Raw genomic sequence first — 20,356 nt, forward strand, 5'->3', positions numbered from 1 at the left:
CAGGGCAATCGGAGGCGTAACCTGTGGCAAACTCCCCAATCACGGACAGACTCGAAATTCGCACCGTTCAAAAAGGGTTCTATAAAGGCTTCAACCCAACGGTCTCTTTGATTTCAAAGGTCATTGTGACGCTTCTGGTCTTGGCACTTATCGCCAGCCCAACCGCCGCCGCCACGCAGTTGGAGGCACTCAAGGCACTGACACTCACGATCTTTGCGGCATGGTACATCAACCTGCTTGGTGTGTTCGTTATCGCCTGCGCCGTTTTGGTGGTTTTGCCGGTATCGGGCGTTCTGAAACTGGGCAAACCCAGCGACGTGCCCGAATACAGCACGCAGTCGTGGCTTTCGATGATGGTCTGCGCCGGGATCGGGATCGGCATCCTCGTCTTTTCGGTCAGCGAACCCGTGGCTCATTCTGTCATCAACCCTGATATTCTGGCAGGTGAAACGGGCAGCGGGACGATCACTTCGGCGATGCGCTTTACCTATCTGCATTGGGGGGTGTCCGCATGGAGTTGCTATGCGATTGTCGCCCTTTCGCTTGGCCTCAATTGTCATGGCAATGACCAACCGATGACGATGCGGTCCGCCCTTGTGCCACTGTTTGGGGCGCGCTTGGAAGGTTGGCTTGGGAATGTGGTCGACATCCTGTCCATCCTCGCCATCATCGCCGGTATCACGACCACAATTGTTCTGGGTCTAGAACAGATATGTTCGGGATTATCCGTTTTGACCGGCAGCACCTTTTTCGCAGATTTCGCCGGTGATCCGCCCCTTGTCGCTCTTCTCACAGCCATGCTTGTCGCCTTGTCTATCGTAACGACATCAATCCTGTCCGGCGTTGATCGCGGCGTGAAATGGATTTCCAATCTCGGGCTCCTCGTCGCCTTTGGTGTCTTGCTCGTGTTTCTCTTGACGGGGCCGGTTGGGCGACTGATGGGCGGGTTTGCGGATGCCGGTCTGACCTATCTGCGCCGCCTGCCATCCGAGGTTTTCACTGTATACGGGCCGTCAAGCGGCCCAAACGGAGCTGAGCAAGCACAGTGGCAGGCAGATTGGACGATCTTTTACTGGGCGTGGTGGATTGCCTTTGCGCCCTTTGTGGGGCTCTTTCTGGCGCGGATATCGCGCGGGCGTACTGTGCGTGAATTCATCCTTGGCGCGGTGATTATGCCAACAGTTATGTGTTTCATCTGGTTCTCAACCCTTGGGGGGTCCGCGCTGCTGCTTGAGGCCGACGGGATCGCGCAAGGAAAAATCGTGAACGCAGCCCACGCCTTTCGGATTTACCAGACAGTTGACTTGGTCTTGGACCCGGCGTGGGCAACGATCATGAAAGGGGTGATCGTGTTCCTTTTTCTCATTCTCATCGTGGCGTCTACATCGGCTGCCATCATCGCGATCAAATCAATAGGGGCGTCAGGCGCCACTGTATCGGAAACACCGTTGCATTCGATGATATGGGCGCTCGTTATCGCGGGCATCACGGGCGCTGTCATGGCTGTCGGGGGGGTGGCTTCGGTGCGTGACATCATGATCGTGGGCGCGGTGCCCTTTTCCGGCATCATGGCATTGATGCTGGTGTCGATCCTGCGCCTTGTTCTTAAGGCAGGGTCAAGATCAGCCGCCGCCGTCGGCTCAGCCAGAACGGATTTCAGAACCTGAGTGCAAGTCGGAACCATACCCGGGTCGCATCCTGCTCAATTGCGCCAACCGGTTCGTCCAGAATATGGGTGACGGACAGCTCCCCCAGAAAATCACCAATAGCGGTCCTGTACCCGATAGAAGCACTTGACCAGTTATCGGTGTTCCCCGTCAGAACCGCGTTGCCAAGGTCCTCGGTCCAGCCCCCGTCGATCCCGAAAAATCCCTGCCGCAAGTCCAGCCGTTTTGCCTCCAAAGATGGAAGTTTGAAGTTGTAGGCAAGCTCGACCCGACTACCCAGGCAGCGGTCTCCATTGACGAAACTCTGGTCGAAACCACGCGCATAGGTGTTGGTGCCATACCCGCAGCGCTGCGAGATCGGTAGACTGTCATCAGTCCATTGGCCAACGATGCCGGCATTGACCAATACCCGTCGTGAAACCGGCACTGAAGCTTCAGCACTGAAGGCGATACGCAGAAAGTTAGCGGTAGACCCCGGTGCTGATCCAAGCAGACTGTTCTCTGCCGATGCACCAAACCCGCCCAACCCTTTGGTTGCGGAAATTGCCAGCCGCGTCCTGAACCTAAATAGCTGCCCGGTGTCGCGTTGCAGCGCCGCCCGGACCAGTCGCAGGTTTTCCTCCACAACTGTCCTGCCGAGTGCTTCGGCCGAACTGTCACGTAGAGCAAACTCGAGGCTCGCCAAAACTCTGCTGTTTTCCGATGCGGCAAGCCGCCTCGCGCCGATGGCAAAATTCGTTTGCTCCCCTCTGATGTCCAGCGCGAGGCTCTCGCTGGACCCAAGACGGTATTCGCCATGATCAGCGGAAGCAAAAAGAGTAACGCCGGTATCCGGCACTTGAAGGCGGTAGCCCAGACCGAGCGCGGCAAGTTCAATTTCGTCATTCTCCGACAGACCGCTTATGAACAGCACCGCGTCGAATTGATCACCCGCCGCCGCAAAGTCAGGAAGGGACATACCAACAGCAGCATTGTAAGGCCCGAGTTCTTCAGCGCCGTTTGAGGTGAATGTCAAATAACCGGTATTTTCTTCCACCTTCCGAAGCCGTGATGTTGACCCTTTGTCAACACCCGTTGCCGGGTCGGCAGCAAAATCGGCAAAGAAGGATTGTGCTTTTGCGAGATCGGCAGACAAAAGCAATGACATCGCCGCCAGCGCAAAAATTCTCTTCATACGGGAATACACCAATGAAAATAATACTTTAATAAGAGGCGAGAAACTCCCTTACGTCAATCGAAAATCGGTGCAGCATCAAAGTGCTGCTTCCCGTTTCAACAATCTGCGATGAGTTGATCAGGCCAAAAGCCCTCACCGGTCAGTCATAGAATTGGATGGAGTTCTCCTTCACCTTGACCGCCCCTAGAGCTATGGGGCGCGCGGCACGAATTAGGTGATCCCGTTTGATCAGACTGCCCTTGGCAGCCTTCAATACGAGTCCGCTTTCGAGATTTGGCTTAAAAAAATCTGGCTTGCAGCGAATGATTGCGTTCCGCACCCTTATCCAGGCTTTTCCTAAACGGACTGGACTTCAGCGGCTGGCAGAGCGGTCGTCTCGGCGCGCGCGATAAGTATTCGCATGGCTCGCCTGCCCGGTAGGGCGGGTTTTTGGATTCAGGTGCCTCTCTGTTTCAGATGGTGCGAGACCAGACCCCACGTCGATTGGAGCTACACGCAAAGGACCCGCTTTCTTTGCCTATTTCATGGATTTTCTGATCGATACAAATCAAAGTGTCGTCGACGATGCTGCACGAACCAAGCCGATGCTGCCAGCGGAAGTTGGTTCCGTATAATTCATGCTTTCAGAGTGGGCAGCGGGCACGACCGCAGACCCAGAGGCCCCCCGAAACCGGAAGCAACATCACCCAGAGCTTGAGGGCAAGATCGCGTCACACCTGATGCATTACACGGTCTGCAGCCACCGCTGCCGCGGTGCGGTTATCCACGCCCATTTTCTGAAATACCTGTTCAAGATGCTTGTTGATTGTTCTGCTGCTCAGAGAGAGGATTTGCGCAATATCCCGATTGGGTTTGCCAAGAGACAGCCAGTAAAGCACCTCCGCTTCCCTTGGGGTCAGGCCGAATACCTCTTCAAGTTGCTGGTAAGGATGAGCGTCCCGTTTTTGATTGGTTTTCAGCAAATTCTCACCAGAAGGCGACGTGCCAATATAATCGAGGACAAAGGTTTCAAAGGCAAAGCTGCTCGCTTTTGAGGCAGGCAATTGAGAACTTGATGACAGCCAGCGCAAAAACCGCTGGTTTCCCGCAAGGGCCGTTTCATCACATTTCATGGTTTCCCCAAGAAAACGAAGCGCTTTTGGACTTCCCCAGAGCAACGCGCCCTCTGAGGATACCGCGATAACGGAGCGCCCTGACGTATCCAACGCTTGCCGCGCACTCTGTATCGCTTTTGCATTTATGATGTGGGTGGTGATCCGGGCTATCAATTCGTCGATGACCGCGGGCTTCATGACATAGTCGACACCTCCGACCTGAAGACCACGAACGATATGCTCCGGTTCGGTCAGACCGGTCATAAAGATCACTGGTGCATAGGCCAGACGCTCGTCTGCTTTCAGCAAGGAACAGGTCTCAAAACCGTCAATGCCCGGCATCATGGCATCCAGCAGAATGACGTCGGGGAGGATACGTTGCGCCAGATCTAGGGCCGTGCGACCATTGGTGGCCACAACGGCACTGATGCCGTTTTCTTCCAGCGCCGCGCTGATCATGCTCAAGGTTTCCGGACTGTCGTCCACGACCAGCGCGATGTGACGGTCCTTGCTGTCAACGGTCGGCATCGACCATCTCCTCGAGAATATCAGCAATGCCCGGCAGATCGAAAACCGAGGCCATCTTGTTGAGCCGCACCAGCATGGAACCCCGCAGGCTGCCTTTTTTGGCCAGCTCACCGATGCGATCTGTCAACGCCCGGGCCATCCCGTTGCGCGCAAGTTCAATCAGTTCGGTACGCTCTGCTTCGGAAAACGGAGCTTTGGGCTTAACTTTGAGGTCCGCGGTTTCCTTGTACGAAAGTTCAAGGCGCAGAATTTCGGCAATGCGCAACAGAAGATCGTCAAGATTGTAAGGTTTTGTGATGAATGCGTCGCATAGTGGCACCTGAGACGCGGGAGCCTGTGTATCCATCGCGTGTCCGGAGATCATAATGATCGGGGAGGAACGATGCGCACCCTGTCGTAGTTTTTCCGCCAGCGAATACCCATCCAGACCGGGCAGATCGATATCCAGTACAAACAGATCAGGTGTGATATCCTTCAGCATCGCCTCCGCGTGCTCTGCACTTGGCGCGGTGAGAACCGCAAATCCCAAGGGCGCAAGATAGCTGTCCAGCAGATTCAGGTGGTTGAGATCATCATCCACGACAAGCAGGGTCTTGCGTGCGCCCAAAACCCGCGATACGGACACCGGCTCAGTTTCAACGACCGTTCCAGACAGGTTGTCGCGCGCATCTGCCGGCACTGCAGGCAGCATCACGCGGACCCGAAATAGGCTGCCTTTTCCTTCAGTGCTTTCCAATTCGATGTCGCCACCCAATATCTCTACCAGTAGCTTGGTGATGGTCAAACCGAGGCCCGACCCCTGCGCCTGCGTCCCGCTTCCACGCTCGAACGGCTCCCAGATCCGCGCGCGATCCTCTTCACGGATGCCGCATCCGGTATCGCTGACTTCTATAACAGCCACTTCATTGCGATATTTGATCCGCATTGAAACCTCGCCGTTGTCGGTGTAGCGGATAGCGTTCGACAACAGGTTGATGATGATCTGACGCAGGCGCTTTTCATCAAATGTGATCCACACCGGGAGGACTCTGCTTGTCTCCATCCTGAACCGGAGGTTCTTTTCACGCGCGGCTTCCTCGAAAATCGAACTGACCTGTTGTAAGAATACCCGCAGATTTATGCGGTCCCGACTGATTTTCAAGCGCCCGGCCTCGATCCTTGATATATCGAGCAGCCCTTCAATTAGGCCAGCCAAATGTTCGCTGCTGCGCCGAATGGTGATGATCGAATTGCGCCTGCGGGCAGGCATGTCTTCGTCGCGTTCAAGGATTTGTGCAAACCCGTAAATGGAATTAAGCGGTGTTCGCAGTTCATGGCTGAGCCCAGTCATATAGCGCGTTTTAGCAAGATTTGCGGCTTCCGCCTTTTCCTTTGCCTGTTGTAGTTCCAAGTCCGTGCGTTCGTGCGCCCGTACCTCAAAAAGCAGCCGTTCCGTCTGTTTTTCAGCCTCTTTACGCGCCTGCCGCTGGCTTTCGGAAACCAAAAGATACATCCAGACCGTGATGCCGCTGACAATGACAACCATCGTAAAAACAACCCAGAGGATCGCGTCAAAGTTCTCTGCATAACGCAGATCGCGTACAAAAAGTAATAGTCCTCCAAAGCCCAAACCGATGAAAGCGGTGATGAGGATAAACCGTGACATGCGCGACATCAGCGCTTGCGCTACCGATAAGGGCAAGTTCCGTGTCAGCACGCCCCGCGTGACGTTATCCAGACGGGCGTGTGGTTTGCAGCTGTCTCTGCAAGCGCTGTCCAGCGTGCAGCAAAGCGAGCAGATCGGACCGGCATGAAAAGGACAATGGGTCATGTCGGGCGGATCAAAGCTGTAATCACACATGATACATTTCCCGGCCACATCCGCCGGTGCGGCTCTGGCGATATAGTAACGCCCACCCGTCGCCCATGCGATCACAGGGGCCAGTAGAAACGACGTACCCAGTGCGATAAAACTGGAGAGGGCCTCCATCATCGCACCAAACGCACCGCCAAAGGCGAGTAGGGAGAACAGACATGCCGTCGCCATGGAACCGATGCCGACAGGGTTGAAATCGTAAAGGTGCGCGCGGCGAAACTCGATGCCCGGGGGGCTGAGGCCAAGTGGTTTGTTTATGACCAGATCAGCAACCAACGCACCGATCCACGCCAACGCAACATGCGAATAAAGCGCCAATGTGGCCTCCAAGGCACCAAAAACGCCCAGTTCCATCAGCATCAGGGCAATGCCGACATTGAACACCAGCCAGACCACGCGGCCAGGATGTGCGTGGGTCAGTCGGGAAAAGAAGTTCGACCAAGCGATTGAGCCCGCATAGGCGTTGGTCACGTTGATTTTTAGCTGACTGAGAATGACAAAGCTGCTGGTGAGCAGCAGAACCGCCCAGGGCTGCTCCAGCGCCATGTCAAAAACGGTTTCGTACATGCGCGTCGGGTCGGTGGCCAGCGCTTCGGGAACTCCGTTCGCGATTGCAATAACCACCAGATAGGACCCGGCGAGCATCTTGAGCATGCCCAGAATGGACCATCCCGGTCCCGCCATCAAAAGCGACGCCCACCAGCGGCGCTTTTCTGATGGCGTGTGTGGCACGGGCAGAAACCTCAGGTAGTCGACCTGCTCACCGACCTGCGCGATCAGAGAGAAGATGACGCCGGAGGCTGCGCCTAACATGATCAGCTTGCTGCTGCTCTCGCCGGTTTGTGCCGCGTTGCCTTCAAAGCTGGACCAGCTTTGGATATCGTACCCCACAACGCCCAGAATGACGAAGGGCGTGATGTGCAGCAAAACCCAGAGCGGCTGTGTCCAGGCTTGAAAAGAGGAAATCTTGGAGAAGCCATTCACGACAAGCGGGATAACAACCACCGCGCTGATCAAGTAGCCGATGACCAATGGAATCCCGAGGCTGTATTCCAAGGCCAGCGCAAGGATTGCGGCCTCAAGCGCGAAAAAGATGAAGGTGAAGGTGGCATAGATCAGTGAGGTGATTGTCGAGCCGATGTAGCCAAATCCTGCCCCCCGTGTCAGCAGGTCGATATCCACACCGTAGCGCGCACCATAGTAGCTGATGGGCAGCGCTGTGAGAAACAGAACCGCCCCCACCAGCATGATCGCAGTCACAGCGATATCAAACCCGTAAGAGAGCGTGATCGCAGCACCGATCGCCTCAAGCGCAAGGAAAGATATCGAGCCAATGGCGGTATTGGCTACGCGCGCGCAAGACCAGCGCCGGGCCCGGTGGGCCGTAAAGCGCAAGGCAAAGTCTTCCTTGGTCTCGTTGGCTACCCAACGATTGTACTGCCGCTTTTCCTTTGTCGCGCGATACGTCGTCGCCATCTGCATCCCCAGTCCCACAGCCTTAACCCTGAAAAGGATGATTGGCTGAAGACGTCAGCTCAGCGGGCCCTCCATTTCCCGTCACATCCATTGCTGGAGCATTGATACAGCGTAGTTACGCGCAGTGGCATACGTCAATCGACGTATTCGCGGCAGGCAATGATTAACAGATGATTAGGGCAACCTGCACAGATTGTGCACATCTACCGCAATCAACCGAAAGGATTGTCCATGTCTGACAAGAAGTTACCCGCAAAAATGACCGGCGCGAGCCGCCGTGCTTTTATGGCCGGTACCGCCGCGATGACGGCGTCACTGTTTTTGCCCAAGAGCCTGCACGCTGCTGATTTTCCAACAGCACAGGTCAATACAACCGGCCTCGCCGTGACTGATGACACCGTTACGATCGGCATTCTGCATTCGGTCACCGGTACAATGGCAATTTCGGAGACAGGTTCCGTTCAGGCCGAAAAACTGGCCATCGAACAGATCAACGCCCAAGGCGGCATTCTTGGCCGCAAAATCGAATACATTCAGGAAGATGGCGCGTCTGACTGGCCCACATTCGCCGAGAAAGCGCGCAAATTGCTGGTGAATGACAAGGTCGCCTCGGTCATGGGGTGCTGGACATCCGCCAGTCGCAAGGCGGTTCTGCCCGTCTTTGAGCAGCACAACGGGTTCCTCTATTACCCCACCTTCTATGAAGGTCTCGAACAGTCGCCCAACGTGATCTACACGGGTCAGGAAGCCACCCAGCAGATCATCGCGGGCCTTGATTGGGTCTCTGAGACTAAAGGGGCCAAATCGTTCTACCTGCTGGGGTCCGATTACATCTGGCCGCGCACCTCCAACAAGATCGCGCGCAAGCACATCGAAAACTTCCTTCCGGATTCCAAGGTTGTGGGCGAGGAATACTATCCGCTGGGCCATACCCAGTTCAATTCCGTCATCAACAAGATCCGTCTGCGTAAGCCCGATGTGATCTATGCGATCGTCGTGGGGGGCTCCAATGTCGCCTTCTACAAGCAGTTGAAAGCTGCGGGGATCGATCCGGCAGGCGAAAGCCCGATGGTGCTGACTATCTCCGTGACCGAGGATGAAATCCGCGGCATCGGCGGCGAAAACATCGAAGGCACCTATGCCTGCATGAAGTATTTCCAGAGCCTTCAGAACGAAAACAACCTCGCATTCGTCAAGGCCTTCAAAGACATGTGGGGCGAGGACATCGTGATCGGTGACGTGACGCAGGCGGCATATCTTGGTCCATGGCTGTGGAAGGCTGCGGTTGAGAAGGCCGGGTCCTTTGATGTGGATAAAGTGCGCGAGGCCAGCCCGGGCATCGAGATGACAACCGCGCCTGAGGGATACGTGAAAATACACGAAAATCACCATCTGTGGTCCAAGACCCGCGTGGGCCGTGCGCAGGCGGATGGTCAATATGAAGTGGTGTTTGAGACTGCGGAGTTGGTGGAGCCGGATCCGTTCCCGGAAGGCTACCAGTAAGCACTGCAGGGGGAGGCGTATTGCGAGGATACGCCTCCCGCTTTTCTCACCCAACATGACACGGAGGCACAGAATGTTTGCCGACTACTCAATGAGCGAACTAGGCGCGATTTTCGCCATGCAGGGCTTTGCCGGCCTTATTCTGTTCTCGGTCTTCGTGCTGATGGCCTTGGGTCTGGCCATCATTTTTGGCCAAATGGGCGTGATTAACATGGCGCATGGCGAGTTCATGATCCTCGGCGCTTACATGACCTATCTGACGTCAAATCTGTTTGAGGCCTATCTGCCTGGCCTTTTCAGCATGTATTTCTTTATCGCAATGATCATTGCATTCTTCGCGTCCGGTTTATTGGGTCTGTTCGTTGAATGGGCGATGATCCGGCATCTTTACAAACGCCCGCTTGACACGTTGCTCGCCACCTGGGGTTTGAGCCTGATCTTGCAGCAACTTTATCGCAGCGTTTTCGGCGCGCGTGAAGTCGGGGTGAGCATCCCGGATTGGATGATGGGATCGCTGCCGCTGACCGATCTGGTCGAAATACCGATCAATGGTATTTTTGTCATGGTGTTGGCGGTCACGATCTCGCTGGCCGTGTATTATCTGATGTTTCGCTCATCATGGGGTTTGCAGGTGCGTGCGATCAGCCAGAACCGCGTGATGGCCGATGCGGTCGGGATCAACACCGCGTGGACCGATCGGTTGACCTTCGGCATCGGCTGCGGGGTCGCGGGCGTGGCCGGTTCGGCGTTTACGATGATCGGATCGACCGGACCCACGGCGGGGCAGCTCTACATCGTGGATACTTTCCTTGTCGTGGTCTTTGGCGGCGCAGGCAGCCTGCTCGGCACTATCGCCAGCGCCTTTTCGATCAGCCAGGCACAGTCGATCATGGAATTCTTCCTCTCCGGCTCAATGGCCAAAGTGCTGACGCTGCTGATCGTCGTCGGCATCCTGATGATCCGTCCTCAGGGTCTGTTCACTCTCAAGCTGCGTAAATAAGGAGCCGGAAAGATGAGCATCGCTTCCAACCGCCTTTTCACCCGGCAAGACATCGTTGGCTTTGCCATCCTTGCCGGGATCATCTTCATTGTTCTGCCGTTGGCATTGGACGGCTTCCGGCTGAACCTGTTCGGCAAATACCTCACCTACGCTTTCGTTGCCGTCGGTCTGGTGCTGTGTTGGGGGGCAGGGGGCATCCTCAGCCTCGGGCAGGGCGTCTTCTTCGGGCTGGGCGGATACTGCATGGCGATGTTTCTCAAGCTCGAAGCCTCAACGCCTGAAAACACGGCCATCCAGTCCACGCCGGGCATCCCCGATTTCATGGATTGGAACCAGCTTAGTGCCTTGCCATGGTGGTGGGAACCGTTCGCCAATCTGGCCTTCGCCCTCTTCGCTGTTGTCGCGGTTCCGGTGATTTTCGCCTTCATCATTGGTATGGCAATGTTCCGCAGGCGCGTGGGAGGGGTCTATTTTGCGATCATCACACAGGCTTTCGCCGCGATCCTGACGATCCTTATCATTGGTCAACAGGGCTTCACGGGCGGTGTCAACGGGATTACCGACCTGCGCACGTTGCAAGGATGGGACATCCGGACCGAGGCTGCAAAAGAGACGCTTTACTATGTAAATGGCGTGTTGCTCTTCATCTGCCTGTTCATCGCGCAATTTGTCCGCAAATCGAAACTGGGGCGACTGCTTATCGCAATGCGGGATCAGGAAGACCGGGTGCGTTTTTCAGGTTACGACGTCGCGAGTTTTAAAATCTTTATCTTCTGCCTCGGTGCCGCATTTGCCGGAATTGGCGGGGCGATGTTCACGCTTCAGGTCGGTTTCATGTCACCGACCCTAGTGGGCATCGTGCCCTCCATCGAGATGGTGATCTTCTGTGCTGTGGGCGGGCGGCTGTCCATTATCGGCGCGGTTTATGGCGCACTGCTGGTGAACTGGGCAAAGACGTCATTGTCCGAAAGCTTTCCGGAATTGTGGCTGTTTGGTCTTGGCGGTCTGTTCATCGCGGTCGTGATGCTCTTTCCCAACGGGTTGGCCGGGCTCTACGCCGACCATGTCGCCCCGCGCATCAACAAGCTTTTGGCAAGACCGGCCAACGCCGCCAGTAAACCTGACGACGCCACCCGCGCGGCAGCGGAATAGGAGACAGACCCATGTTGGACCAGAATCCCAATTTCGTCCTCTCCGTCGAAGGGCTGACCGTTTCTTTTGATGGGTTCAAGGCGGTTGATGACCTCAGCTTTTACGTTGAGCCCAATGAATGCCGCGTCATCATCGGACCAAATGGGGCCGGCAAGACAACCGTGCTCGACCTCATCTGCGGGCGGACCAAGGCGACAAATGGATCCGTCAACTTCAAGGGTAAGGAACTTCTGACCATGCGCGAGGATCAGATCGTGCATGCCGGTGTCGGTCGAAAATTCCAGACGCCTTCCGTCTACGAAGACCTCACGGTTTTCGAAAATCTGGAATTGTCCTACCCGCATGGCTATAGCGTCTTTGGCGCCCTGACGTTTCGGCGCAGCAATACGGTAAGGTCCCTGATCAAGGAAATCGCTGAGACGATTTTCCTTGAGACGTTGCTTGATGAAAAAGCCGCGTATCTCAGTCATGGGCAAAAGCAATGGCTGGAGATTGGCATGTTGCTGATCCAGGATCCCGAACTTCTGATGCTTGATGAACCTGTTGCGGGCATGTCCGTGGCCGAGCGCAAAAAGACAGCAGAACTACTCAACACGATTGTCAAGGACCGGTCGGTGATCGTGATCGAGCACGACATGGGCTTTGTCGCCGATATCGCCACAAGGGTGACCGTGTTGCATCAGGGCAAGACCCTGTCTGAGGGCTCGATGGAGCGCGTGCAAAACGATCCAAAAGTCATCGAAGTTTACCTCGGCCACTGAAAAGGAGCGCCTATGCTTTCGATCAAGAATCTCCGCGCGGCTTATGGCGAATCCGAAGTGTTGCATGGTCTGGATCTGGACGTGAAACCGGCCGAGATTGTCGCCATCATGGGGCGCAACGGCATGGGCAAGACCACGCTGATGAAAACGCTCATGGGGATCCTGCCCGAAAGGGACGGCGACGCGCGGGTGGGCAAGACCTCCGTTTATGGCATGAAACCGCACCAGCGCGTGGCCGCAGGCCTTGCTTATGTGCCGCAGGGTCGGATGATCTTTTCGTCCATGACCGTGCGCGAAAACATCGAAACCGGGCTCACGACGACGGGCGCCAAGGATATCCCCGAGGACATATACGAGCTCTTTCCGGTGCTGTTGGAAATGAAGTCGCGCCGGGGGGGCAATCTTTCTGGCGGGCAGCAACAGCAGCTGGCCATCGCACGCGCTCTGGCAAGCGCGCCGAAGGTGCTTTTGCTTGATGAGCCGACCGAAGGCATTCAGCCGTCGATCATCCGCGAAATGGCCCGCACCCTGCGCCGTATCCGAGACGAGAAAAACCTGACGATTGTCGTGTCAGAACAGGTTTTGAGCTTTGCGCTGGATGTGGCCGACCGGGTGATCGTGATCGAAAACGGGAATTTTGTGCATGACAGCCCCCGCGATGGCATCGACGCCGACCGCGTATCGAAATTTCTATCTGTTTGACGTCAAGAAACTAAGAAGGAGAGGACCTAACCCATGGCAGACACATTGATTTCTGTGGATCTGAGCGAAAGCCCACACACGAACGAGAACATCCACAACCGCTGGCATCCCGACATCCCCATCAACATCTGGGTCGAGCAGGGCGACGATTTCAAGATCGAGACCTATGACTGGACCGGCGGGCAGATCAAGAACGACGATGACGCCTCCGATGTGCGTGATGTAGAGCTTGAACAGGTGCATTACCTCTCGGGACCCATTGGCGTGAAAGGGGCGGAACCCGGCGATCTGCTGGTCGTCGAAATCCTGGACATCGGCGCCAAGGAAGAAATGAACTGGGGCTTCAATGGCTTCTTTTCCAAGAACAATGGCGGTGGTTTTCTGACCGATCATTTCCCATCGGCGCAGAAATCGATCTGGGATTTCGACGGCATGTTCACCAAATCCCGGCATGTGCCCGGCGTTAAATACGCGGGGCTCATCCACCCCGGCCTGATCGGGTGCTTGCCGGATCGCAAGATGCTCGACATGTGGAACAGCCGCGAGACCAAGCTCTTTAACACGGATCCCGAGCGTGTGCCGCCGCTGGCCGCCCTGCCCAACACACAAAGCGCGCATATGGGTGCCATGCAGGGCGAGGCCCGCGACAAGGCCGCAATGGAAGCCGCCCGCACCGTGCCCCCGCGCGAACATGGCGGCAACTGCGACATCAAGGATTTGAGCCGGGGCTGCAAAATCTACTTTCCGGTTTATGTGGACGGCGCGGGCCTGTCGATGGGCGATCTGCATTTCAGCCAGGGTGACGGCGAGATCACTTTCTGCGGTGCGATCGAAATGGCCGGTTGGCTGCACCTCAAGGTTGAGGTCATCAAGAGCGGTATGGCGAAGTATGGGGTCAAGAATCCGATCTTCAAACCATCCCCGATCAAGCCTCAATACGATGATTTCTTGATTTTTGAGGGGATTTCTGTCGATGAGAGCGGCGAGCAGCACTACCTTGATGTTCATATCGCCTACCGGCAGGCTTGCCTTAACGCGATAGAATACCTGAAAAAATTTGGCTACACCGGGGCGCAGGCTTACTCAATTCTGGGGACTGCACCGGTGCAGGGGCACATTTCTGGCGTTGTCGATATTCCCAACGCCTGTGCCACGCTTTGGTTGCCGAACGATATCTTCGAGTGGGACATGATGCCCAACGCGGATGGTCCAAAGAAGTATCTTGATGGCTCCGTTGATATGCCGATTGCGCCAGATCTTTGAAAAAACACCGGGCGGTTTTCGAGCCGTCCGGTTGCCAACCAAAAAAGGAGCAGGATATGCCTCTATACGACTATTATTGCGAGGACTGCGGTCCCTTTACCGCATTTGCGTCTCTGGAACGGTTCAAAGCGCCCTGTGACTGCCCGGAATGCTCAACCAGCGCACCTCGGGTCTTGTTGAACGCACCGCGGCTTGCTGTTTTGGAAGGTGGCACACGTCGCGCACATGAAACAAATGAACGCAGCGCTGACAGCCCGAAGAGATCCAGTCATGGGCCGGGATGCTCTTGTTGCACGTCTGGCAAGGCGCGCCCATCAAAGACCCTGCATCACGCCAATGGCGCAAAGTCTTTCCCAACGAAGAGACCATGGATGATCTCGCACTGACATCTTGGACAGTGCGTCGTTTCAACGATCGAAAAACATCTGTCATCACGTTGAAGTCGCCCCAACTATGAAGTTCGAAAAAGTCGTTTTGAAAGACATTTTGGGAAAGATCTGACTGCACCAAAAATGTGGCAGGTTTCTGCACCCAAAGAAAAACCTCCATGGCAGAGTCCACGGAGGCAGCCTAAGTGCCGTCGGTTTCGGGTGGTCGCAACGTATGACTTTTGCGATTGGGTGTGGGTTTGTTTCTTCGGTCTTCTGCGTAATAAATCCCACCGGGTAGCCGTGGCGCAGGAAACGGACTGTGACAAGTCATTTCATGGCTATTTTGCAGATGTCATGCGCCTGATGCGCGAGCCTAGACGGTGCATGGTTGAACCCAGCGCCGTTCACTGTTTTGCACCAGTGAACCGTGTTTGAGGCGAAGGCGGTTACAGTAACATCGGCGGCGGTAGCATCCCGCACATTCCGATTCAGCGCGTTCCCCGGAAATAGACGGCCTGTACTTCCCTCGCGTTGAAATGCCCTTGGGTTTGACCGCGGGCACGTCCACCACATTTTGGCCAGTCCAATTTACGCACGGCCTGTCCACATGGAAAAATCGAACGATCCGCCTGAGACAAAAGCAGCCTGAAATGGACCGCTCGCAGTTAAAATACAAAGACCGGCGCGATTTGCGCGCCGGTCACCCGGTCTCAGTTGAACGTTACTGCCTGATCATCCGTCGGAACCAGCCGCTTTCCTGACGCCTTTCACGGCCAGTTTTCCAGCGCCAACCGCGCCTTTTGCGACAACCTTTGTTGTTCCGGCGGCGACACCGACCGAGTTGTCAATGACTTGGTCGGTGGAACAGGCCGCGATGTTGAGCAATGCGGCCAAAAGAGTTACCACGAGTGCCTTGCGTGTCGTGAAAAGTTTCATTTTCAGTCTCCTTTTCCCAACAAATGGGTTTTAGCCAGCGTGGAAGCTGATCCCGCGATGATGCGCGTTGGGACGCTCGTCCCGGTTGGCCATCTGCGAAATGCAGTCTCGGCCACATCAACTTCCACGAGCGAAGATTTAGGACATTCCATCAGACAAGAAAAACGAATAAGAATTGTATATGAAACGCGTAAAGCTCATGGATTAATATGGACATCACCCTCATCAAGACCTTCATCGAAGTCGCCAACACCGGCTCTTTCGTCGCCGCCTGCGACCGTCTGTTCGTAACGCAATCGGCCGTGAGCCTGCGGATCCAGCGGCTCGAAGACAGCTTGGGCCACCCCCTTTTTATCCGCTCCAAGGCGGGTGCCGTGTTGACGTCCGAGGGCAAACAGTTCGAACGATACGCGCTCAGCCTGCTCAAGATCTGGGAAGAGGCCCGCCAGCAGATCGCCATTCCGGAAGGCTACAGCCGTGCCTTGTCTATCGGCGCGCAATATTCGCTGTGGCCCCGGCTGGGTTTTCGCTGGCTGGACGCAATGCAGGCGCAGATGCCTGAACTCAGCGTGCATGCTGAACTAGGCATGACAGATAGGATAACGCGCTTTTTGATCGAAGGCGTGGTGCAAGCTGCGCTTCTTTATACACCGCAATTGCGCCCGGGGTTGATCGTAGAGCATGCGCTGGATGATGAGCTGATCTTGGTGGCCTCCTATCCTGAAGCCACCGTAGATATGAAGAAGGAATTCGTCTCTGTGGATTGGGGGCCTGAATTCACCCATGCGCTGACCATCGCCCTGCCGCATCTAACAGATTCTGGGCGGTCCATGGCGCTCGGTGCGCTGGCAGCGGATTATGTCGTCAACAGGAAGGCAGCTGCTTTCCTGCCGGCGCGGTCTGTAAAGCGTCATTTGGATGCAGGAAGACTGCACATTGTTGCGGACGCGCCACGCTTTCCCTATCCATCCTGGGTCGTATTTCGGGATGACTTGGATGACGATCTGACGGAGCTGATGCGCACGACTCTGGCGCAAGTGGTGCAAAGTGCTGAAGATGAACAGAAATCCGTGGTTGATCAGCTTGAGGTAATGAAAAATTTCGATGCTGAAGATCATTCACCTATTACAAGTAAATAATACTCGTCTCATACCCGATTATTTCGAATTTCACTCAAGACAAACCGTTCTCTATATCCGGTCTCAGCAGAGATGCTCCCGTTCCTCAATGAGGGCGGGTCACCTTGTTGGGAAAGGAATGACCCATGAACACACTTTTGAAACTGGCTTCGGTTTCCGCGATCGCATTGTTGGTTGCGTCTCCTGTATTTGCACAGTCTGGTTTGGTCGGTATCGATGATCTGGATGATCGTATCGATGACATCGCCGAAGACGCGCAGGACAATCTGGAAGATGGCAACGACGATGGTCGTTTTGGCCCGAATAACGTGCCGCAGGGCTGGCGCGGATCATTTGCACTGACAGGATCGGCCGCCAATGGCAACACGGACACCGGTGAGCTCTCGGCTGCAGGTCGTCTGACCTACGGCATTGGCTCGTGGAACCACCTGATCGGATTTGCGGTCGAATATGGCGAAGCCAACGGAACAAAGAACGAAGAGAAATTCTTTGGTACTTACGAAGGCAACCGCTACTTCACCGACGAATTCTACGCGTTTGGCCTTGCCCGCTACGAGTTTGACGGCGTGTCTGTGGATGACGACGGCAACGTGCTGGACGGCGACCAACAGGACGCTTTCATCGGCTTCGGCCCGGGGTACCGGGTGCTGAACGACCAAAACCACACTTGGCGTGTGCAGGCAGGTCCAGGTGTTCGGTACTTCAGTGACATCACTGATGAATCCGATACTGAAATCGGCTTCATCGCGTCGTCGCGGTACTACTACGGCTTTAATGAGCAAGTATCGTTCACCCTGGACACAGATGTCCTTGGGTCTGATGTCAACACAGTTCTCACCAATGACGCTGGCATCAACTTCAAAGTGACCGATACCCTGTCAACCCGTGTGAGCTATCGAACAGAGTACAATACCGACCCTGCGGGTGGCCGTAAATCGACCGACAACACACTGGGCCTGTCGTTGGTGCTGGGCTTCTAAGCACCTTGAAACGCGTCTGGCCGGTTCAGCGTCGTACGGATCAGGCAACGTTCAACTCCGGGGGCAGGGAAACCTGCCCCTTTGTTTAAAGCGAGTGCACCTGATGAACATGGCGGCAGATATTTCGATTCAAACGGATGCGTATGACTGTCTTGCGGTTGAGCTTCTTACTTCGCAGAACACTGGCACCGTGATCGGCGTTTGACTTGGTCGTGGCCGACCCGGGGCACGTTTTTTGTGTTCGGCTTTGACCCGGTCATGACGGAAGTCTTCGAAAAACTGATTGAAGTGCAAACCCTATCTGGGCAGCCTGAACGCTTCGTTGACCAAAAACCAAATAAGCCTGCTGCGACGCAGTAGCCAATGCACCAGAATAGGTGGCTTTTTCGACGGCCGCGCGGCGTAGCAAACTGTTCACCTGCAGCGAGAAATCAAGTTTTCTTCTTTAGGCTCGAAGCCGAACTGCGGCGGCGGCGCGGTCTCGCGTGATATATTTCATTGGTCAACGTCGGGTTGTCGTTGTGGTTGCGCGCGGCGGACCGGAGGGTCCGTCAAAAAAGCGCCAAGCGGCACAGCTTGTGACGGTTCGCAGGGTGCCGGTGGCTGAGCTTGTCCTTGAACAGGGGCGGAGCAAAGCGTGTTGCTGTAAGTGTCGGGCGAAGCTCGGCGGCGTCGATGCGTCAATGTTCAGTGAGATGAAGGCCATGGAGAAAGAGAACAGGTCAAGTTGCTGCGACATCCCATTGTTGAATGACAACGGACATACTGGCCAATCAGCTTGGGCGCAGACGCCACCTCGACAACATATTTAGCAAAAGGCTGTGGTGGCTGCCGTTTCAGGAAACGATCAATTTCCAGGAAATCAATCACGGCTTCAGCAAAGACTGGATCACATGCCACCAGTTACCCGCGCCCCATTCGGCGCTTGATTGCAAGGTGCCCGGTGTAACATAGTGTTCAAGCATAAAATGAGTAAAAGCAGCATTATACCCAAACCCCATACACCCTGGCTAAGGTGTAATTTCCCACAAAAGACTTGAGACCACGTCAAAAGCTCTTGGAAGGCTGAGGATCAAACAATGACAATTTACAAAAGCACGTTTCCCGATGTCGCATTAACCCAAGACACTATTACGCAACGCGTATTTGAAAACATTGACCCCAAGATGACCGTTCTGATTGACGGACCGACGGGGCGGGAACGAACCGGGGCTCAATTCATTCATGACGTGAAATCTCTGGCGGGCGGTTTGACGGCGCGAGGGTGGGGGGCTGGAAAAACCATTGCGTTGATGGCGCCGAACATACCTGAGTTCTGCGTCATTTTTCACGCGTCCGCCTGGGCCGCGGGGACGATCACAACAATCAATCCGACCTATACCGCACCCGAGGTCAAACACCAGCTTGAGGATGCCGGCGCCGAGGTCCTGATTACTATCGCGATGTTTGCCGATATCGCCAAAGAGGCCATCAAGGGTACGCGCATCAACGACATCGTTATCATTGATGAGGCCCCTGCGGGAATGCTTCCCCTTCATGAACTGATGGGGCCGCCGATGACCGCACAAATCCCTGTGGATGTGACGACCCATGTGGTGGTGTTGCCCTATTCTTCGGGCACCACTGGTCTGCCCAAAGGCGTCATGCTCACCCATCAGAACCTTGTTGTGAATGTAGATCAGGTTTTGGCGGTAACCGGCCTTTCGGGCGCGCGCGAGACGACCATTGCCTTCTTGCCGTTTTTTCACATTTATGGCCTGCAGGTTCTTCAGAATGTGTACATTGCGGCTGGTGGCTGTCTGGTGACCATGCCGCGCTTTGATCTTGAGCTTTTTCTGAGTTTGATCGAAACGCATAAAACACCGAAACTCTGGATTGTTCCGCCAGTGGCATTGGCCTTGGCCAAACATCCCATAGTCGACAAATATGACCTGTCCTGTCTCGAGCAGGTCAATTCTGCAGCTGCCCCCTTGGGATCGGACGTGGCAGAGGCCATCAGCCAGCGACTGGGCACGCACACGACGCAAGCCTATGGCATGACCGAACTTTCCCCGGCTAGTCACGCGTCGCCCTTTGGTAAAGGCAAGGACGGGTCGTCGGGTGCTGCGTTGCCAAATACCGAGTGCAGGATCGTCGACACAGAAACCCTCAAAGATGTAGCACCTGGACAGGATGGAGAGCTTTGGGTGCGTGGGCCGCAGGTCATGGCGGGCTATCTGAACAATCCTCGGGCCACAAAAGAGACAATCGCCGAAAATGGATGGCTCAGGACAGGTGACATCGCCAGAATCGATTCCGATTCCTTCGTTTACATCACGGACCGCCTCAAGGAACTCATTAAATACAAGGGCTTTCAGGTGGCACCGGCTGAACTGGAGGCTGCATTGGTCTCGCATCCCGCGATACTTGATGCCGCAGTCATCGGTGTGCCAGATGAAGAAGCAGGGGAGTTACCCGCGGCCTTCATTGTGGTCGCTGAAGATAGCAACACGCTGTCATTGGAAGAGGTTCAAGCCCATCTCGCGGAACGTCTGGCCCCCTTCAAGCAAGTGCAAAGGCTGAGTGTTGTTGATGCAATCCCCAAATCTGCATCTGGCAAGATTCTCCGACGGGTTCTGCGCGATCAATCCAGCGCATAAACTGTTTGTTTTCGTCCCGACGGGTGCAATTACACGCGTCTAAGTCTTGTGGCTGCCCAAAATGAGGCAGGGGCGCAGATAACTCAAACAGCGGGCGAAGGGGCCTCAAAGCC

15 protein-coding genes and 1 pseudogene are annotated in these 20,356 nt (G+C 55.4%); 12 read left to right on the forward strand and 4 right to left on the reverse strand.

From position 1 onward, the window contains the following. The first annotated feature begins 23 nt into the window (after positions 1 to 23). Positions 24 to 1,667, forward strand: a complete 1,644-nt coding sequence (locus tag RLO149_RS04575) for a BCCT family transporter (RefSeq protein WP_013960900.1) — start codon at positions 24 to 26, stop codon at positions 1,665 to 1,667. On the opposite strand, the gene RLO149_RS04580 is transcribed toward RLO149_RS04575, so the two are convergent. The 3 genes from RLO149_RS04580 to RLO149_RS04595 all read right to left on the reverse strand — a co-directional run bounded on the left by RLO149_RS04580 (position 1,657) and on the right by RLO149_RS04595 (position 7,797). Beyond that, positions 1,657 to 2,841, reverse strand: coding sequence for a ShlB/FhaC/HecB family hemolysin secretion/activation protein (locus RLO149_RS04580; protein WP_013960901.1), 1,185 nt, complete (start codon positions 2,839 to 2,841; stop codon positions 1,657 to 1,659). The two genes, RLO149_RS04575 and RLO149_RS04580, sit on opposite strands and share 11 nt — an antisense overlap. A 713-nt stretch (positions 2,842 to 3,554) precedes the next feature. Further along, a complete protein-coding gene (locus tag RLO149_RS04590; RefSeq protein ID WP_013960902.1) occupies positions 3,555 to 4,466 on the reverse strand; it encodes a response regulator transcription factor in 912 nt (303 codons plus the stop codon). Further along, positions 4,453 to 7,797, reverse strand: a complete 3,345-nt coding sequence (locus RLO149_RS04595) for a hybrid sensor histidine kinase/response regulator (RefSeq protein ID WP_044025539.1) — start codon at positions 7,795 to 7,797, stop codon at positions 4,453 to 4,455. The genes RLO149_RS04590 and RLO149_RS04595 overlap by 14 nt, the downstream gene beginning before the upstream one ends. Before the next feature lie 231 nt (positions 7,798 to 8,028). On the opposite strand from RLO149_RS04595, the gene urtA reads away from it, so the two are divergent. The 7 genes from urtA (at position 8,029) to RLO149_RS23080 (ending at position 14,564) form a co-directional block, all read left to right on the forward strand. Further along, entirely contained in the window at positions 8,029 to 9,300 is a 1,272-nt protein-coding gene (gene urtA / locus RLO149_RS04600; protein WP_013960904.1) for an urea ABC transporter substrate-binding protein, read from the forward strand. A 73-nt stretch (positions 9,301 to 9,373) separates the two neighbouring features. Then, on the forward strand, positions 9,374 to 10,300 hold the full coding sequence (gene urtB / locus RLO149_RS04605) for an urea ABC transporter permease subunit UrtB (RefSeq protein ID WP_013960905.1): 927 nt from the start codon (positions 9,374 to 9,376) through the stop codon (positions 10,298 to 10,300). 12 nt (positions 10,301 to 10,312) lie between these two features. Next, entirely contained in the window at positions 10,313 to 11,452 is a 1,140-nt protein-coding gene (urtC, locus tag RLO149_RS04610) for an urea ABC transporter permease subunit UrtC (RefSeq protein ID WP_013960906.1), read from the forward strand. Positions 11,453 to 11,463: 11 nt separating this feature from the next. After that, the gene (gene urtD, locus RLO149_RS04615) at positions 11,464 to 12,213 is read left to right on the forward strand and encodes an urea ABC transporter ATP-binding protein UrtD (protein WP_013960907.1); all 750 of its coding nucleotides are present in this window, start codon (positions 11,464 to 11,466) and stop codon (positions 12,211 to 12,213) included. A gap of 12 nt (positions 12,214 to 12,225) precedes the next feature. Then, positions 12,226 to 12,915 (forward strand): urea ABC transporter ATP-binding subunit UrtE, encoded by a 690-nt coding sequence (gene urtE / locus RLO149_RS04620; protein WP_013960908.1) that lies wholly within the window; start codon positions 12,226 to 12,228, stop codon positions 12,913 to 12,915. Between the two features lie 33 nt (positions 12,916 to 12,948). After that, a complete protein-coding gene (gene fmdA, locus RLO149_RS04625) occupies positions 12,949 to 14,178 on the forward strand; it encodes a formamidase (RefSeq protein WP_013960909.1) in 1,230 nt (409 codons plus the stop codon). A gap of 56 nt (positions 14,179 to 14,234) precedes the next feature. Then, on the forward strand, positions 14,235 to 14,564 hold the full coding sequence (locus RLO149_RS23080; RefSeq protein WP_083825442.1) for an FmdB family zinc ribbon protein: 330 nt from the start codon (positions 14,235 to 14,237) through the stop codon (positions 14,562 to 14,564). A gap of 717 nt (positions 14,565 to 15,281) precedes the next feature. Here RLO149_RS23080 and RLO149_RS04635 read toward each other — a convergent pair. Then, positions 15,282 to 15,485: a hypothetical protein gene (locus RLO149_RS04635; protein WP_013960912.1), complete on the reverse strand. Its 204-nt coding sequence runs from the start codon at positions 15,483 to 15,485 to the stop codon at positions 15,282 to 15,284. 209 nt (positions 15,486 to 15,694) lie between these two features. Here RLO149_RS04635 and RLO149_RS04640 point away from each other — a divergent pair, with 209 nt between their 5' ends. The 4 genes and pseudogenes from RLO149_RS04640 (at position 15,695) to RLO149_RS04655 (ending at position 20,243) form a co-directional block, all read left to right on the forward strand. Then, positions 15,695 to 16,624 (forward strand): LysR family transcriptional regulator, encoded by a 930-nt coding sequence (locus tag RLO149_RS04640; RefSeq protein ID WP_013960913.1) that lies wholly within the window; start codon positions 15,695 to 15,697, stop codon positions 16,622 to 16,624. A 125-nt stretch (positions 16,625 to 16,749) separates the two neighbouring features. Further along, entirely contained in the window at positions 16,750 to 17,604 is an 855-nt protein-coding gene (locus RLO149_RS04645; RefSeq protein ID WP_013960914.1) for a DUF481 domain-containing protein, read from the forward strand. Positions 17,605 to 18,197: 593 nt separating this feature from the next. Continuing rightward, a pseudogene (locus RLO149_RS24085) lies at positions 18,198 to 18,326 on the forward strand (IS3 family transposase); the annotation flags it as partial. A gap of 357 nt (positions 18,327 to 18,683) precedes the next feature. Beyond that, positions 18,684 to 20,243, forward strand: a complete 1,560-nt coding sequence (locus RLO149_RS04655; RefSeq protein WP_013960915.1) for an AMP-binding protein — start codon at positions 18,684 to 18,686, stop codon at positions 20,241 to 20,243. Positions 20,244 to 20,356: the final 113 nt, after the last annotated feature.

Source organism: Roseobacter litoralis Och 149, from assembly GCF_000154785.2.
Classification (GTDB): Bacteria; Pseudomonadota; Alphaproteobacteria; order Rhodobacterales; family Rhodobacteraceae; genus Roseobacter; species Roseobacter litoralis.